The following is a 16,109-nucleotide window of genomic DNA, read 5'->3' on the forward strand; positions in this document are numbered from 1 at the left end:
CGCGTTGAGAAGCCAAAGGCACATTGAGAATAAAAAGTCTGGCTACGCTGGACTTTTTCTCGGTTGCTTTTGGCGTCTCAAAAGGAATCACGGCCTGGAGATGTGGCTTGGATTATGACGGTATTAGTTACTCTCATCGTTTTTTAGTTCTGGGTTCTCGCCTTTGGCGAGAACAACAGACTGGATTCCCGCCTGCCGGCGAGAATGACGAATGAAAGGTGATGATGAATTGAGAGGTGTGACTTTCTTTGAGAAGCCAAAGCACATTGAGAAAAAATCGCCGGGAGCGCCATGAATCGACTGGGCGCGAGCGAAGCGAGCCCGAAGGGCGCGTATCAGGGATGATACGCGCAAAAAAGCCCGGTTTGACCGGACTCATTAATTACGAACAAACATTGCGCGCCGGCTTTGTTTATTCAAATAGATGCCCGCTTGCGGTGAGGATGAGGAAAAACTGTCAGCGAATAAGTGAGCCTATACAATTGCCCGGCCCATATTATTATTGGCCGGGCAATCCAGTTATTAAACCGTTCGGCGTAGATAACTCCTTGTAATCCAGACAACATTGCGCGTCGCATATTTTTCGTCAGGCAAGGCGCGCAAGGAGCGGTGGAGCGCGCCTACATTAAGTCACTGCTGTCCCATTAACTTTCACAGCAACGAGGCTTGATTGCGATTGAAGCCGGGCCTGGGGGGCGGGTGGCCACGCAAGAGGGCCATCAAGTCGCGCTTGTCGAACAAGTCAAGATGCAACACGCGGAGCATTTGTTGCATGCTTTTGCCCAGCCGCGACTGGAATTTGATGAACGCCAAGCGTAAATACACGCACAGCGCGATCCAGATTTGTGTCATCACCGCGTTATTGCTGGTGCCGATGAAAGACTTTATCTTCAGGTTTTGCTTGATCCACTTAAAGAACAATTCCACCTGCCAACGCGCCCGGTAGAGGTCGGCGACCGTCTTGGCCGCCAGTTTCAAATTGTTGGTCAAGAAAACGTAATGCTTGCCGGTCTTGGCATCGCGGTAGCCGATGCGGCGCAGTGGGATGGGGCATTGTCTGGATGCCTTGACGCCGGTGAACACGATGCGCTGATCGCATGTCAATCCCTTGCTCTTCAACACCGCGGCGCGACCGACAACGCGATACGCCGCGTCTTTCTTGATGCGAGTGACCAAGAATGTGCCGTTGTCATGCAACTGTTTATACTAGCCATAGTCGTTATATCCGCGGTCGATGGCGACTAGGCTGCCTTTGGGGAAACGTAGCGTGCGCCCGATAGCGAGGTCGCTGGTTTTGCCATCGGTGATGGTCACGAACTCGGGCAGGAAGCCGCGGTGGTTCAGCCCGACATGTAGCTTGACCGCCCCCTTGGTCGTTCGGAAATCGGCCCACGGGAAGGCCGAGAGGCACAACTTGATGGTGCTGGCATCGAGCGAATACTGAAACGAAACTTATGCCCGGGCGCGACCCCTGGCAACGTCGCAACAGTTTCCCGAACAGTGCCTCGCACAACGTATAAGGCTTGTCCCGGTTGATGCGCGCCAGGCTCGAGCGGGACAGTTCAACGCCGCCCAAGTGATACAGTCGATGCGTCTGAGCGCCCAGGTTGTCGACGATGTCGCGCAAGCTGTCGCGGCCGGTCACCTGCGCCATGAACAGGCCGACGAACTGCGCCCAACGCGACGCGACACGGAACGAGCGGCCATATGATGCTGTTTGGCAAGGGTCTCGAATTCATGTCTCGGCACCCATTTGAGGAGTTGCGATAAAACTGTGTTACAATGCGCCATGGTCTGATTCTCCTAGTTGATTCAATAAGTTGTCGGTAGACTCATTGTATCATTCAGAGCGAATCAGACCCTCTTTTTTGTCTGTTAATGGGACAGCAGTGTTTTAATATGCCCAAATCCTTTTATCTTCATTGGCGCGGCCGCAAATTGAACGCACAGTTGGTAACGTTTTTCAGAGCAGGGTTTTTCAGAGAGATGTTTGTGAGAAAAATGACTGGCGACCGTTCTGATATCCGCTGAAAACTGGTCGATCAACTGACGCTCAATTTTACGCTCCCGGGTTTTCCCAAACGGATCAAAAACACGCCCCCTTAAAACTTTTAGTTTTGCTATGAGTGGAAATATTTTAATCAGGAATCCCGGCAAACGACGCTTTATCAGCGCCGGTTTCGTCGCCAATGAGTTGTTGCATTTCCCTGGTCGGGAACGTGTAGTTCTTGTCATGTATGAAATCGGCGGTGGGATTTTGGCAGTTATTGACAATCGAATGGCTACGCTCGATATTCAATCGCGCGATGGCTTCCGGCATGGCCGAAACCACCAGATCACAGCCCAGCAAAAGATCCGCATCGCCTTCTGAAATTCGAACCGCATTGATTTGTTGTTGATGTTGCGCGACGCGAACATGGCTGACCACAGCACCAAACTTTTGCGCCAGGCCGGTTTGGTTTAAGGTGGAGCAGCCCTTGCCTTCAATGTGCGCCTCCATAACATCAAGATAAGTTTTCCCGGAGGTGACAATCCCCAATCTGGGATTCTCGGAGTCGAGCATGACCTGGTTTAAATTGTTTGAAAGCGCAAACGCGCGCGCGGCGTAAATCCGGTGCTGATGCAACAGCGCCTCCTGCTCCAATGGCGTGTCGGCCACTGTGCATTCAAGCCGCCCAGTGGCAGGTCGATATCATCAGGCAGCACGATTTGCACACGTTCATCGCGCACATCAACCGACATCGCGGAATCCATGTTTTCGGTAATCGCTTTTAAGCCGACCCAGCAACCACTGAATCGTGACAAGGCCCAGCCATACTGGCCGAAATCGAGAACCTCCTGCACATTGGCGGGATTAAGCACCGGCACGGTCGCGCCAATAAACATGTGCTCGCTTTGATGGGGTACGGTGGAAGACTTGCACGCATGGTCATCGCCGGCAACGGCCAGAACGCCGCCATATTTCGTGGTGCCGAATGCATTGGCGTGCTTGATCACATCCATGCTCCGATCGACTCCGGTCCCTTTGCCATACCACATCGCAAATATGCCGTCATATTTTGGCTTGGGAATCAAATGAACCTGTTGCGAACCCCAAACCGCGGTGGTCGCAAGGTCTTCGTTCACGCCCGGCTGGAACTGAATATTATGTCGCTCAAAGTATTTCCAGGCTTTCCAGATCGACTGGTCTAAAGTGCCGACCGGGGAGCCCCGGTAACCGGATACGAACCTGCTGTATTAAGCCCCGCAGCCATATCCCGTTGGTGTTGCACCAGCGGCAGCCGAACCAGCGCCTCGATGCCAGTCATGTAGGCCTTATCGACTGCAAACGAATATTTATCGTTCAGAGATACTTTTTGGGCCATCGGCTGAGCCGGCGGTCGGTCAATCGCGGATACGTCCCAGTATTGCGTCGCCAGCGCGGTCGAGAGAATCGATGAACGCCTGCGTGCTGGCCTCGCTGACCGGCAGCAATGGCGGCCGCACATTACGCCAGCTGCGCTTCCCGCGTTGCCGCGCCAGCAAGCCTTTCATGACCGGGATCATGGCGTTGCCTTCCAGGCGCTTGCGCACGGCCACCATTTCATCGGCGACGCGATCGAGGTCGACGCCAATATCGTCGCCGAGGTCGTCTTGTTGCGCCGCGGTTGCGAGGTCAAAAACATGGCGTATTCCCGCCGGGTTGACATTGCAGGTGGCCGAAATGCAGCCGGCAGCACCGGACTCAAGACCCGATTGTAAAAATGTTTCCGAACCTGGAAACACCGCGATATCCGGTGCTGCGGCAATGACTGCTTTGGTGTTTTCGAAGTCCCCCGAGCTATCCTTGTAAGCCACAATGGTGTCAGGAAAATTCCGCGCTAATCGCCGCGCCAGATCAGGGGTAAAACCGATGCCCGCCAGGGGCGGGATATGGTACATACAAATTTTAAGCGCGCCATTGTCGACCGCCTCGATCAATCCGACGAAATAGGCGTACAGCCCGTCATCGCTGGCATGTTTATAAAAAAATGGCGGCAACGTCATTACCGCCGTGCAGCCGCGCCGCAATGCGTGGCGGCACAGCGCGACGGTGTCGTCCAGATTGCACAAGCCCGCGCCCGGCATCAACACGCCCGGATCAATGCCGCCCTCAATCAGCGCATCCACCGCGGCCATGCGCTCGCCGACCGATAGACTGAGCGCCTCGCCGGTGGTGCCGAAGGGCGCGATATAGTGCATGCCTTGCTGCAGCAGCCAATGCGCCTGGCCGACATACAGCTCGCGCGCGAAGCTCAAGTCATCGTTAAACGGGGTCAGGATGGGCGCAATCACGCCGCTCATTTTTGGGGTCGTCATATCGGTTCATGGCTGCCGCGCACGGCGACTATTTTGCGCGCGCCTGAGCGCAATGGCACAAGTATACTCCTGATCGAATTGCCATAAGAAAATTCAATGGAATAATCTATGGTTATTTCCGGAGGCTTGGAATACATTCGCGCTTTGGGCGCGATTGCCAAAATATCCCGCGCGCAGTCTTGCGCATAATCTGAGCGCGCGGGATATCGGGTTGTCGCCTACCGCCAACATGTTGAATATCAACCTAACGGCATATGTTCCATCGACGTCCTAATGGCTTGAACACGCTGATTGGCGAAGCGGGCAACTCCTTGGCCAAACTCAATGCCTTGGATGGATTTTCCCGCGCCGTATTGGTCGGAGTCGTGCCGTTGCTGGCGCTCGAGGCGCTCGGCTCCAAACAAGCGGTCACCCTGGCTTATCTGCTCGGCTCGATCATGACCTTGATGATCACGCTCAACTTCGCCGCGTTGGAGCGCCTGCTGCAGCGGCGTTGGGTGGTCACGCTCGGCGGCGGCTTCCTGATCGCCGCCGCGTTCATTCTCTATCTTGGAAGCGGATTGGAATTCGCCGTGGGCATTGGCTTGCGCTCGGCCGCGGCTTCCTTGTTTTCGGTCTGCCTGTCGTTATACATCATGGACTATATCGGCAAAAAAGCGCTGACCCGAATTGAATCCAGGCGCATGGTCTACAATGGCGCGGCCTGGTTGATCGGGCCCTCTCTGGGCATCTGGCTATGGAACAACAGCGCGCCCTGGACGCCGTTTTTCGCGGCCGCATTGGGCGCTTGCGCGATGCTCGCCTACTTCTGGCGGCTTCGCCTCGGCCCCAACAAAATAGTGCGCAAGGTAACCCGGCCGTCGGTCAATCCCCTGAAAATTATACCGCGCTATTTCAAGCAGCCGGCGCTACGCATCGCCTATCTCATCACCTTGAGCCGAGCGATGTTTTGGGTGTCGCTGTTTATCTATGGCCCGATTTACGCGGTCGAGGCCGGCCTGCCGAACTGGGTTGCCGGCGGATTGTTGTCATTGGCAAGCGCGCTACTGTTTTTCAGCCCGATGTATCGGAGTTGGTCGGACAAGTTCGGGTCGCGCGCCATAATCATCGCCGGCCAGTTGATTGCCGGGCTGAGCGTTTCCATGCTGTTTCTGATCGGCGAAGCGCGACCCATCGGCTTGGCGTTTTGGATGGCCGCCGCATTTGGCGCCGCGATGCTGGATGTGCTGGGCAACATTCCGTTCATGCGCCTGGTCAAAGCGCGCGAGCGCACCGAGATGACCATGATATTCTCGACTTGGCGCGAGGGCGCCGAATTAGTGACGCCGCTGGCCGCGGCGCTGATTCTGACGGTCGCGCCCTTTCATGCGTTCTACCTGTTTTTAGGCGGGCTGCTGCTGGTCGCCGCCGTTGTGTCCACTTACCTGCCGCGCCGATTGTAGCCGGTTCATGATTCATTTGGCGGCGGCAGCTGCGACGATGACCGGTTTAGTGCCATGCTTTAATGCCATTGCCTTAATGATGCCGCTTTAGGGTGTCTGCGGTGGACTTTATCTTCGCCACCATGTTCACCAGGCCATTGGAGCGGGTCGGCGAAAGATGCTCCTTGAGTCCGATGGCGTCGATGAAATAAAGATCCGCCTGGCTAATCTGCTCCACCGGTTGGTCGGACAACACGCGAATCAATAACGCGATGATGCCTTTGGTGATAATGGCATCGCTGTCGGCGGTCAGGCTGACTTTGTCTCCGGCCAGTTCGGCGTGCAACCATACCCGGCTTTGGCAGCCGGGCACAAGATATCTATCGTGCTTATACTGCTCATCGATCAGCGGCATTTTTTTGGCCAGGTCGATGATGTATTCATACTTTTCCATCCAGCGATCAAAAACGCCGAACTCCTCGATTATTTGGTCCTGGATTTGGTTGATGCTGGCCATCTGTTGCAAACAGGGCAAGACTACAAAAGCATGGCTGCCGCGCGCCGCACGCCCGCGACCAACGCATCGACATCGGCGCGATTGTTATACAGCGCGAATGATGCTCGGGCGGTTCCCGGAATGCCATAAAAGTCCATCAGCGGCTGTGTGCAGTGATGGCCGGTGCGAACCGCAATGCCCTGCTGATCGAGGATGGTGCCGACATCGAAAGGATGGGCGCCGTCCAGCAAAAACGAGATGACGCTGGCTTTATTGGCGGCCGTGCCGACGATTTTTACGCCATCAATATCGGTCAGTTTTTGGGTGGCGTATTCGAGAATATCCTGTTCATGGGCGACAATCTCCCGTTCATCGTACTGGGATACAAAATCAACCGCGGCGCCGAGCCCGATGCCGCCGACAATGTTGGGGGTGCCGGCTTCGAACTTGTGCGGCAGGGTATTGTACGTGGTCTTTTCAAAGGTTACCCTTTCGATCATATCGCCGCCGCCCTGATACGGCGGCATGTCATTTAACAGCGCTTGCTTGCCATACAAAATCCCCACCCCGGTAGGGCCAAATAATTTATGCCCGGAAAAGGCGAAGAAATCCACGTCCAGCGCCTGCACATCAACGCGCATGTGCGGCACTGTCTGCGCCCCGTCCAGCAGTACCGGGATGCCCCGTTGATGGGCCAGTTTGATTATTTCCGTAACCGGATTGATGGTGCCGAGGGAATTTGACACATGCGCCACCGCGATCAATTTAGTGCGCTCGCCGAGCATGGACTCATAGTCATCCATCAGTAATTCGCCGCGTTGATTGATTGGAATAATTTTGAGCATGGCGCCGGTCTGCTCGCAGATCATTTGCCAAGGCACGATGTTGGAGTGATGCTCCATGGTGGAGATGATAATCTGGTCCCCGGCGCCCAGGAACTTTCTGCCGAAGGCGGCGGCGACAAGATTGATGCCATCGGTCGTGCCCTTGGTGAACAACACTTCGTGGGCGTGGCGGGCGTTGATGAAGCACCGGATTTTTTCCCTGGCGTCCTCGTAGGCTTGGGTTGCCTGTTGGCTTAAATGATGCACGCCGCGGTGAATATTGGCGTGTTGCTCGCGGTAATATCGAGCGATGCAATCAATCACCGAGCGCGGTTTTTGCGCCGAAGCGCCGCTATCCAGATAGATTAAGGGATGGCCGTTGACCGTGCGCTGCAGAATGGGAAATTCGGCACGCACTTGCGCGACATCGAAACTCATCAAGGCGCGATTTGGCGCGGCGGTTTCCTCGGCAACGGTTTTTTGGGCGGCGGTTTTGGACATTGGGTTTTGCTTAATGGTGGCTTGCGGCACGATGACTTGCGATGGGATGACTTTAACGACTGACGACATTTATTTCAACCATGCTATTAACCAGGTTACTCGTTGCATAATCCAACCCAGGCGGCTGTGGATTATGGGGTAGAATGCTAGTCGCGCGAAATGCCTAACGGCGGGAGTTGCAATGACCAAATACAGAACATGCGTTTATATTGATGGGTTTAATTTTTATCATTCTATTGAAGAGCAAATAAAAGATGGCATTTGTTACTATCCAAGTTTGCGGATGTTGTGCAAAAACATATTGGAATCAATTGTCGATCAAGAGCACATTCTTGGGGAAATTCATTATTGCACAGCACTGGTCGAATCAACCAAAGTTGACCCAACCAAACTTGATAGACAGAAAGCATATATCAGCGCCCTTAAAGACAAGGACGAGGACGTAAAAATACACTACGGAAATTTTGTTTGGAGTAGAAGGTTAAACAGGCGCGTGGAGAAACGCTCCGATGTTAACCTTGCGGTGCATTTGCTGAATGATGCATGGTTGGACAAATATAACTTCGCGGTAATCATTTCTGGCGATGCTGATTATCTTGAGGCGGTTAGGATGGTGAAAAAAACGTTTCCGGGAAAACCGGAGAAAATCATTGAAGTATGGGCTGTGGGTCAAATCGCTAACGATCTGGTAGGCGCGGCCGATAAGTGCCGCACAATAACCGATACAGACTTGGTGCGCGCGAAACCAATCGCAAACTTCGGATTCCATCCACGCCGATGAACTCGTCATCCAAACCCTCAATGCATGCCGATGAATAACCCCCAATCCACACAACCCAAAAACTCCAGCCGCAGCGGCGGTGAAGTACTGATTGATGGCCTGATCAAATATGGCGCGGAAAAAATATTCTGCGTGCCCGGCGAAAGTTATCTCGCGGCGTTGGACGCTTGCTACGATCGACAAGATCGGATTCAGATAATCACCTGCCGACAGGAGGGCGGCGCCGCCTACATGGCGGAAGCCTACGCCAAACTGACCGACAAACCGGGCATTTGTTTCGTCTCCCGCGGGCCGGGCGCCTCCAATGCCATGATCGGCATTCATACCGCTTTTCAGGATTCCACGCCAGTGTTGCTGTTTATTGGGCAGGTCGGGCGCGGTGAGGTGGGCCGGGAAGCTTTCCAGGAACTGGATTTCAAACAGGTCTATGGCGGCGTCGCTAAAAAAGTCATCACCTTCAACGACGCCCGCCGAATCCCGGAACAACTCGGGCAGGCTTGGCAAATCGCTGTCAGCGGCCGACCGGGGCCGGTGGTGGTTGAGTTGCCGGAAGATATGCTCACCGACCGGGTCAAGGTGGCCGATCTTGATCCCGGCGAAGTGGTCGCGGCATCGCCGTCCGCGGAATCCATAGCGCAATTGGCGCATTGCCTCAGGCAAGCGACCACCGCCATCGTGCTTTGCGGCGGCGCGGGTTGGACGCCGCAAGCCAGCGCGTACTTGCGGCAATTCGCGGAAAAACAAAACCTCGCGGTCGCCACAGTATTTCGTCGCACCGATTGTTTCGACAACACCCACCCCAATTATATCGGCGAAATGGGTAGCGCGCCGAATCCCAAATTAGTCGAGCAGGTGCAAGCGGCGGATTTATTGATCGTCGTCGGCCCCCGTTTAGGCGACATAACCACATCGGGATACCGCATTTTTAATGTGCCGGATAGAAAAAGTCAAAACCCGGCGCAAGAAAACCAACCTCAAAAAAACCAGCCGCAAAAGTTGATTCATGTTCATATCGGCGCCGAGGAGATTAATTCGGTGTACCGCGCCGATCTGGGGATCGTCAGCCACCCCGAACACTTTCTCAAAGCCGCTTGCGCCATTGTCAAATCCAGGCCCAAATCCGCGCCCGAATCCAAAATTGACAGCAGCAAGATGATCAAAAAGGGCAACAAAATTTATCTTGAATTCCTCAACCGACCGAGAAACCGCGACGCCGCATTACGCATGGATAAAGTCACGAAGATATTGCGCGATCGGTTATCCGCCGACGCCATCATCACCAACGGCGCCGGCAATTACGCCATCTGGGCGCAGCGCCATTACCAGTTCCGCCAGCCGAAAACACAGTTGGCATCGACCAACGGCTCAATGGGATATGGCGTGCCATCGGCCATCGCCGCCAAGTTGGCGCGCCCGCAATCCACGGTGGTTTCGTTTTCCGGCGATGGTTGCTTTTTGATGAATGGGCAGGAATTGGCGACCGCGATTCAATACCAACTCAACATTATATTTTTAATCATAAACAATAAAAGTTACGGTACCATACGAAGCCATCAGCAACTTCATTATCCCGGACGCCCGATCGCCACGGCGCTGGAAAACCCGGATTTTGCCGCGCTGGCCGAAGCCTACGGTGCATTCGGCGCGGTGGTGACCAGAACCAATCAATTTGCAACGGCATTTGAAAAAGCGCTCAATGCCGGGCGCTCGGCGGTGATTGAATTACGCATCGATTATTAACGATGACGCGAGGAAAAATGAGCATTAATATGACCGCGGCGACCGCGGCGACCACGGCGAAAATGTTGCGCGGCAAAACCGCGATCATCACCGGCGCGGCGCGCGGCATCGGCTACGCTTGCGCGCAACGATTCATAAAAGAAGGCGCGCGCGTGGTGCTTGCGGATGTGGATGACGCCGCCGGCACGGACGCGGTGAATGAGTTGCGCGACGAATACGATGATGTTGGCAACAGCGCCGCCATCAGTTATGCGCATTGCGATGTCAGCGTCAAAGCCGAAGTGGAGGCGTTGTTCGATTTCGCCCTTGATAAATATAATCGGGTGGACACGGTGATCGCCAACGCCGGCATTGTGCACACAGCGGACATTCTCGAATTGGAAGAGTCGGATTTCGATCGAGTTATCGCGGTCAACTTGAAAGGTGTTTTCCTGACCGGTCAAATTGCGGCGCAACGCATGATTAAACAGCAACCCGACGCCGACGGTTCGCGCGGCACTATCATTAACATGTCGTCGTTGAATGGAGTGCTGGCGATTCCCGCCATCGCACCTTATGTGATCGCCAAGGGAGGCGTTAATCAGTGGACAAAATGCCTGGGCATTCGCATGGCAAGCGAAGGGGTGCGGGTGAACGGCATCGGCCCCGGATCGATCAACACCGAAATGTTTCGCAGCATTGCGGACAATCCGCAAAAAATGAAAGAGGTCATGTCGCGCACGCCCATGCAGCGTCCCGGCGAACCCGATGAAGTCGCCAAAGTGGCGGTATTCCTCGCCAGCCACTACTCCAGTTATATGACCGGCGAAACCGTGTATGCCGACGGCGGCCGGCAAGGGTTGAACTATGTGGTGCCGGTGAAAGAGGAGTTGTGAAAAATTAACGCATGAGCGCAGAATTTGAACACCTTCAGGCTATCAGAGACGGCGTGTGTGCGTTGTGCGCCGATTTTGATGAACAATATTGGCTGGAGTTGGATGGGCGGCGCGGCTACCCCACCGAGTTTGTTCGGGCATTGACCGAAGCGGGTTATTTATCGGTATTAATACCGGAGCAATACGGCGGTTCGGGGTTGGGACTACGGGAGGCTTGCGTCATATTGGAGGAGATTAGTTTTTGCGGCGGCCATGCGGGTGCCTGCCACGCGCAAATGTACGTCATGGGCTCGGTGTTGCGGCACGGCTCCGCGGCGCAAAAGCAGCGTTATCTGCCGGCCATCGCCCGCGGCGAGTTGCGCTTGCAAAGTTTCGGCGTCACCGAGCCGAATACCGGCACCGACACCACCAGCCTGAAAACGGTCGCCAAAAAACAAGATGATCGCTATGTGGTCAATGGCCAGAAAGTCTGGATAAGCCGAGTGCAGCATTCCGACTTGATGCTGTTGCTGGCGCGCACCACGCCAGTGGACAAAGTCGCCAAAAAAACCGACGGGCTGTCCACTTTTATCGTTGACTTAAATCAAGCCATCGGCAATGGCCTGACGGTCAAGCCCATTGATTCGATGATCAATCACCATAGTTGCGAATTGTTTTTTGATAATCTGGAGATTCCAGCGCAGAACTTGCTGGGCGAAGAAAACAACGGTTTCAGGGTAATTCTCGACAGCATGAATGCAGAACGAATTTTGATTGCCGCCGAGTGCATTGGCGACGGCAGATTCTTCATCAACAAAGCCTGCCGCTACGCCAAAGATCGAAAAATTTTCAACCGCCCCATCGGCCAAAACCAAGGCGTGCAATTCCCCATTGCCCGATGTCATGTTGATATCGAAGCGGCCACTCTCATGGTCAAGCGCGCGGCGCGCTTGTTTGACCAAAATGAAAAATGCGGCGCGCACGCCAATATGTCAAAAATGCTGGCCTCGGAAGCCAGTTGGCAGGCCGCGGATATGTGCATGGAGGTGCACGGCGGCTTTGCCTTTGCCCGCGAATATCATATCGAGCGCAAATTCCGCGAAACCCGCCTATATCGCAGCGCGCCGATCTCGACCAATTTCATTCTCAGCTATGTCGCCGAGCATGTGTTGGGGCTGCCGCGCAGTTATTGATGAAACCCCTTGAGGGCATTTTGGTGGTTGCCATCGAGCAGGCCGTGGCCGCGCCGGTTTGCAGCGCGAGGCTGTGCGAAGCGGGCGCCCGGGTAATCAAGATTGAACGGGAAACCGGCGATTTTGCCCGCGGTTATGACGATGTCGCCGGCGGCGACTGCGCCTATTTTCTCTGGATCAACTGCGGCAAGGAGTCTTTGGTTCTGGATTTTAAAAACCAGGATGATGCGGCATTGCTGCATCGCATTTTAGAACAAGCCGATGTGCTGATTCAGAACCTAGCGCCGGGCGCGTTGCGGCGCTCAGGGTTTGGCAGCGAAACCCTGCGCGAAAAATATCCGCAACTCATCACCTGCGACATCAGCGGTTATGGCGGCAATGAAGCGGTTGCCAAAATGAAAGCCTATGACTTTCTGGTGCAGGCCGAAAGCGGGTTGGTCAGTATCAGCGGCGGGATCAATGAATTGGGGCGCGTGGGCGTGTCCATCTGCGATATTAGCGCCGGAATGAATGCCCACGCCGGCATCCTGGAAGCATTGCTGAGCCGACAGAAAACCGGCGTCGGCCTGGGTATAGAAGTATCATTATTCGGCAGCGCGGCGGACTGGATGACCGTGCCATTGCTGCACAACGATTATGGCGGAAAAGCACCCGGCCGCGCCGGCTTGCACCATCCGTCCATCGCGCCGTATGGCGGGTATACATGCGCGGACGACCAGACCGTGATCATTGCCATTCAAAATGAAAAGGAATGGGCGCGGTTTTGCAAACAGGTTCTTGAGCAACCCGAGGTCGCACAAGATCCTCGATTCAACAGCAATAAAAACCGGGTTAAAAACCGGCCGGCTATGGATGAAATCATACTTGCCGTGATCAACTCGCTGATTCGCAGTGACGCGGTGCAGCGATTGGAAATCGCGGATATCGCTTTTGGTTCGGTAAACAGCATAATGGATTTATCCCGTCATCCGGCGTTGCAAAGAAGAACCGGCCTGTCTTCCACAGGAAAACCCATTGAATTTCCGGCCCGCCCTATTCAAAAAAATCCGGGTGTTCGCGATGATTCACCCGCCAACGCCGTGCCGCGGCTTGGCCAACATTCACACAGTATTCGCGCGGAATTTTGCGGACAATAATCTAAGGTTCAAGATACTTTAAGCGGTGATTTCGGATAGATTTCAGCAGATATTGACACCTATTTTCGTGGCGCATATGGAAGAGAAACTCACACTCTTTCAAAGGAGTCCGGCCTGCGGCGAGAATGACGGGCTGGGGGGCAATGGCGAATCGGAAGGCAACGAGTCCTTTTGAGAGGACAATGGTAAATAATTGTCACGCGAAGCGTGACACAACCGGCGGCTAACGCCGCCACTCTGGATTCCCGCCTGCCGGCGAGAATGACAAATAAGGGTCGTCATTGCCCGGCCCATATTATTATTGGCCGGGCAATCCAGTGGAATATGCCGTCCGGCGTAGCCGGACTCCTTTGCTTTGATGCCGCGCCGTTCGATGCGAGAATGACGGCAAGGCGATGATGCTTGTTGCTTACCGCTAATGTATGAGCGCGTCCCGGCGGCTACGCCACTCTGGATTCCCGCCTGCCGGCGAGAATGACGGCCGAGAGGGCGGCGCTAAAACACCGCTGGAAAGGAACAAAACGGGCAATGAATTAGTCAACACATACGCTCGCATTGCCCGGCGATGTGTTGTCTGATTTGAGTATACAATCGGCTGGTCGCTGGGCCAGAGATGCCAGTGATTTGTGCGACTTTGCAAGCCTCGATATCAAGGCAAAACAGCCGTGGAATCGCCCTGAATTTATTCTCCGAAATTCGGCAACGAATGACATGCTTGTTTTTCATTTATAGAACAATTGGTTATGACCATTTCACTATACCTTAAAGTATCTTGAACCTAATCTAAATATCAGCCAATGAACCCGCATACCGAACTCACGCTGGACGAAGAAATCCTGAGCCGATGGATTGGCAGGCGCGAGCAGAGAACAGACCGGATAGCGGCAAAACCGGCGAATTTTTTGCGGGCGACTCTGCATCAATATACCAGCGCGCCGGACACCGACGCGCCAGGCGTGGAACGCGCCGCGCGCAACTATCGGGAAGGGGGTTTTCTGCCGCCGGGTTGGCATTGGCTGTATTTTCTTGAGGCGCCGCCGATGGATCAATTAGGCCGGGATGGCCATGCGGCGCTCGGCGGTTTCCTGCCGCCGGTAGCCTTGCCAAAAAGAATGTGGGCCGGGGCGCGGCTACAATTTCATGCGCCTATCGTCATCGGCGAGGAGTTAACCAAGACCTCCGTGATCAAAAGCGTGGCGCTAAAATCCGGGCGCAGCGGTGAGTTGTGTTTTGTTACAGTGAACCATCAATTTTTTTCCGGTTCGGTTTTGAAGTTGGAAGAAGACCACGACATCGTCTATCGGGGAGCATCAAGCACAAGTCATCAAGCCGACAATCAGGCCAACAATCAGGCCGACACACCCCATCCAACCCCGCTCGACGCTGATATATCCGTTGTTATCAAACCCACCACAACGTTACTTTTTCGCTATTCAGCGCTCACTTTCAATGGCCATCGCATTCACTACGATCTCGATTTTTGCAAGCATATTGAAGGCTACCCCGGGTTGGTGGTGCATGCGCCGTTGACCGCCACTCTCATGCTTGAGTTGGCCAGGAACTATTATTTCGAGCGCATCGCACAACATGATTTTCGCGCGTTTAATGTAACCGCGGTCAGTCCATTGTTCCACGACAGGCCGTTCACACTGCACTTAAAAGAGCGATCAGAACCAGGTCAGGCGTGTGTGCTTTGGGCCGCGAATCCTGATGGCAGCCTGGCACTGAGCGCAACCTTGAGGCTGCCTTAGTACGAGGTTGGCAGATGCCTGTGCTTAAAGGATTACGCCGTGATTGCGCGCTACTTCATTCCGGTCATAAAGTTATTGTAAAGCTGTCGCGCGTTCATCAGGATTTGCGCCATGCTCGCATCGGCGTCCGCTTTGGTATCCGCTAATCCAGTCGCTCCAAGCGCATTTTCCAGCGCCCGCTTATAAGCCGGGATTGCTCCCCAGTTCTCCACTGTATCCGGTTCCAGTTCAACATGATATTGCATCGACCAGGCTTGGTCGCCGACCCGCATGGCCTGCACCCGACAATCATCCGAAGATGCCAACACCGTGGTGTTTTCCGGGGGTTGGGCAACGCACACCGAATGCCACTGCAAGCACTTTTGCACCTTCGGCATATTCCTGAAAATCGGGTCAGCCACCCCGGCCTCGGTTAGTTGCACGTTCATCACGCCAATTTCCGCTGGATTTTGTGGCCCGCAAGTGCCGCCTAATGCGTCCGCCAACAACTGGTGGCCTAAGCACACGCCAAGATAGGGCTTGCCGATTTGGTTTATCCAGCGTCGAATCGCCTGTTTTTCCGCAACCAGCCAAGGGTTTTCCTCGACCTCCCACACATCCATCGGGCCGCCCATGACCCAGAGCGCATCATAGTCATCAAAAACCGGAATCGGTTCGCCTTGGTCAAGCTCAACGGCATCCCACTGAATGCCGTCCTCCGCCAGGAATTTTCGAAATATCCCTGGATGTTCACATTCAATATGTTTGAAAACAAGTATTCGCATGTCTAAGCGCAGATAAGGTTACTGAAGTGTGACGCATACCCCGAGCGGAAAGCCATAACGCCTGTATTTGCGCTCATCGAATAGCCATGAAAATAATCCGGGACAGCCGACCGGGGAAATGGTGGGGCGTACAGGATTCGAACCTGTGACCACCTGATTAAAAGTCAGATGCTCTACCAACTGAGCTAACGCCCCAACAGGCGCCCGTGAAATCATGCCATGAAATCATGCCGTGAAATTACCATTGGCGGGAAAACGCGGCCCGGGAAAATTGACATGAGAAAATTGACACGAGAAAAGCGGGCGGGAT

The 16,109-nt window shown here is 54.4% G+C and carries 15 protein-coding genes, 1 tRNA gene and 3 pseudogenes; 10 read left to right on the top strand and 9 right to left on the bottom strand.

Going from position 1 to position 16,109, the window contains the following annotated elements; translation table 11 throughout:
- The first annotated feature begins 23 nt into the window (after positions 1-23).
- Positions 24-215: a hypothetical protein gene (locus ACP158_RS09740; protein WP_424945947.1), complete on the top strand. Its 192-nt coding sequence runs from the start codon at positions 24-26 to the stop codon at positions 213-215.
- Between the two features lie 436 nt (positions 216-651).
- Here ACP158_RS09740 and ACP158_RS09745 read toward each other — a convergent pair.
- From ACP158_RS09745 to ACP158_RS09760, 4 genes and pseudogenes are all read right to left on the bottom strand, one after another.
- A pseudogene (locus tag ACP158_RS09745) lies at positions 652-1,791 on the bottom strand (IS4 family transposase).
- An 84-nt stretch (positions 1,792-1,875) separates the two neighbouring features.
- A complete protein-coding gene (locus tag ACP158_RS09750) occupies positions 1,876-2,235 on the bottom strand; it encodes a DUF6537 domain-containing protein (protein WP_424945948.1) in 360 nt (119 codons plus the stop codon).
- A gap of 256 nt (positions 2,236-2,491) precedes the next feature.
- A pseudogene (locus ACP158_RS09755) lies at positions 2,492-3,365 on the bottom strand (indolepyruvate ferredoxin oxidoreductase family protein); the annotation flags it as partial.
- Positions 3,366-3,384: 19 nt separating this feature from the next.
- Entirely contained in the window at positions 3,385-4,338 is a 954-nt protein-coding gene (locus tag ACP158_RS09760; RefSeq protein ID WP_424945949.1) for a dihydrodipicolinate synthase family protein, read from the bottom strand.
- A 278-nt stretch (positions 4,339-4,616) separates the two neighbouring features.
- On the opposite strand from ACP158_RS09760, the gene ACP158_RS09765 reads away from it, so the two are divergent.
- On the top strand, positions 4,617-5,780 hold the full coding sequence (locus tag ACP158_RS09765; protein WP_424945950.1) for an MFS transporter: 1,164 nt from the start codon (positions 4,617-4,619) through the stop codon (positions 5,778-5,780).
- Between the two features lie 73 nt (positions 5,781-5,853).
- Here the strand turns inward: ACP158_RS09765 and ACP158_RS09770 are convergent, their stop codons facing one another.
- Together ACP158_RS09770 and ACP158_RS09775 are read right to left on the bottom strand one after the other, a co-directional pair.
- The gene (locus tag ACP158_RS09770; protein ID WP_424945951.1) at positions 5,854-6,276 is read right to left on the bottom strand and encodes a SufE family protein; all 423 of its coding nucleotides are present in this window, start codon (positions 6,274-6,276) and stop codon (positions 5,854-5,856) included.
- 20 nt (positions 6,277-6,296) lie between these two features.
- Positions 6,297-7,517, bottom strand: coding sequence for a SufS family cysteine desulfurase (locus ACP158_RS09775; protein ID WP_424948444.1), 1,221 nt, complete (start codon positions 7,515-7,517; stop codon positions 6,297-6,299).
- Positions 7,518-7,761: 244 nt separating this feature from the next.
- Here ACP158_RS09775 and ACP158_RS09780 point away from each other — a divergent pair, with 244 nt between their 5' ends.
- From ACP158_RS09780 to ACP158_RS09810, 7 genes are read left to right on the top strand one after another with little or no spacing between them, the layout of a single operon-like run.
- A complete protein-coding gene (locus ACP158_RS09780) occupies positions 7,762-8,361 on the top strand; it encodes an NYN domain-containing protein (RefSeq protein ID WP_424945952.1) in 600 nt (199 codons plus the stop codon).
- A gap of 30 nt (positions 8,362-8,391) precedes the next feature.
- The gene (locus ACP158_RS09785; protein WP_424945953.1) at positions 8,392-10,101 is read left to right on the top strand and encodes a thiamine pyrophosphate-dependent enzyme; all 1,710 of its coding nucleotides are present in this window, start codon (positions 8,392-8,394) and stop codon (positions 10,099-10,101) included.
- A 17-nt stretch (positions 10,102-10,118) separates the two neighbouring features.
- Positions 10,119-10,976: an SDR family NAD(P)-dependent oxidoreductase gene (locus tag ACP158_RS09790; RefSeq protein ID WP_424945954.1), complete on the top strand. Its 858-nt coding sequence runs from the start codon at positions 10,119-10,121 to the stop codon at positions 10,974-10,976.
- Positions 10,977-10,987: 11 nt separating this feature from the next.
- Entirely contained in the window at positions 10,988-12,148 is a 1,161-nt protein-coding gene (locus ACP158_RS09795; protein WP_424945955.1) for an acyl-CoA dehydrogenase family protein, read from the top strand.
- Positions 12,148-13,284, top strand: a complete 1,137-nt coding sequence (locus ACP158_RS09800) for a CaiB/BaiF CoA transferase family protein (RefSeq protein WP_424945956.1) — start codon at positions 12,148-12,150, stop codon at positions 13,282-13,284. The genes ACP158_RS09795 and ACP158_RS09800 overlap by 1 nt, the downstream gene beginning before the upstream one ends.
- Before the next feature lie 52 nt (positions 13,285-13,336).
- Positions 13,337-13,459 carry a hypothetical protein gene (locus ACP158_RS09805; protein WP_424945957.1) on the top strand — a complete coding sequence of 41 codons (123 nt, stop codon included), beginning with the start codon at positions 13,337-13,339 and terminating at the stop codon, positions 13,457-13,459.
- Positions 13,460-13,491: 32 nt separating this feature from the next.
- Positions 13,492-13,683, top strand: a complete 192-nt coding sequence (locus ACP158_RS09810) for a hypothetical protein (protein ID WP_424945958.1) — start codon at positions 13,492-13,494, stop codon at positions 13,681-13,683.
- Positions 13,684-13,907: 224 nt separating this feature from the next.
- Here ACP158_RS09810 and ACP158_RS09815 read toward each other — a convergent pair.
- A pseudogene (locus tag ACP158_RS09815) lies at positions 13,908-14,010 on the bottom strand (IS1595 family transposase); the annotation flags it as partial.
- Positions 14,011-14,081: 71 nt separating this feature from the next.
- Between ACP158_RS09815 and ACP158_RS09820 the strand changes: the two are divergent.
- Entirely contained in the window at positions 14,082-15,035 is a 954-nt protein-coding gene (locus tag ACP158_RS09820; RefSeq protein ID WP_424945959.1) for an FAS1-like dehydratase domain-containing protein, read from the top strand.
- Between the two features lie 50 nt (positions 15,036-15,085).
- Here the strand turns inward: ACP158_RS09820 and ACP158_RS09825 are convergent, their stop codons facing one another.
- Together ACP158_RS09825 and ACP158_RS09830 are read right to left on the bottom strand one after the other, a co-directional pair.
- Entirely contained in the window at positions 15,086-15,799 is a 714-nt protein-coding gene (locus tag ACP158_RS09825) for a type 1 glutamine amidotransferase (protein WP_424945960.1), read from the bottom strand.
- A 119-nt stretch (positions 15,800-15,918) separates the two neighbouring features.
- A tRNA-Lys gene (locus ACP158_RS09830) sits at positions 15,919-15,994 on the bottom strand.
- Positions 15,995-16,109 lie beyond the last annotated feature (115 nt).

It is taken from the genome of Candidatus Spongiihabitans sp., from assembly GCF_965247905.1.
Taxonomy (GTDB): domain Bacteria; phylum Pseudomonadota; class Gammaproteobacteria; order Arenicellales; family Poriferihabitantaceae; genus Spongiihabitans.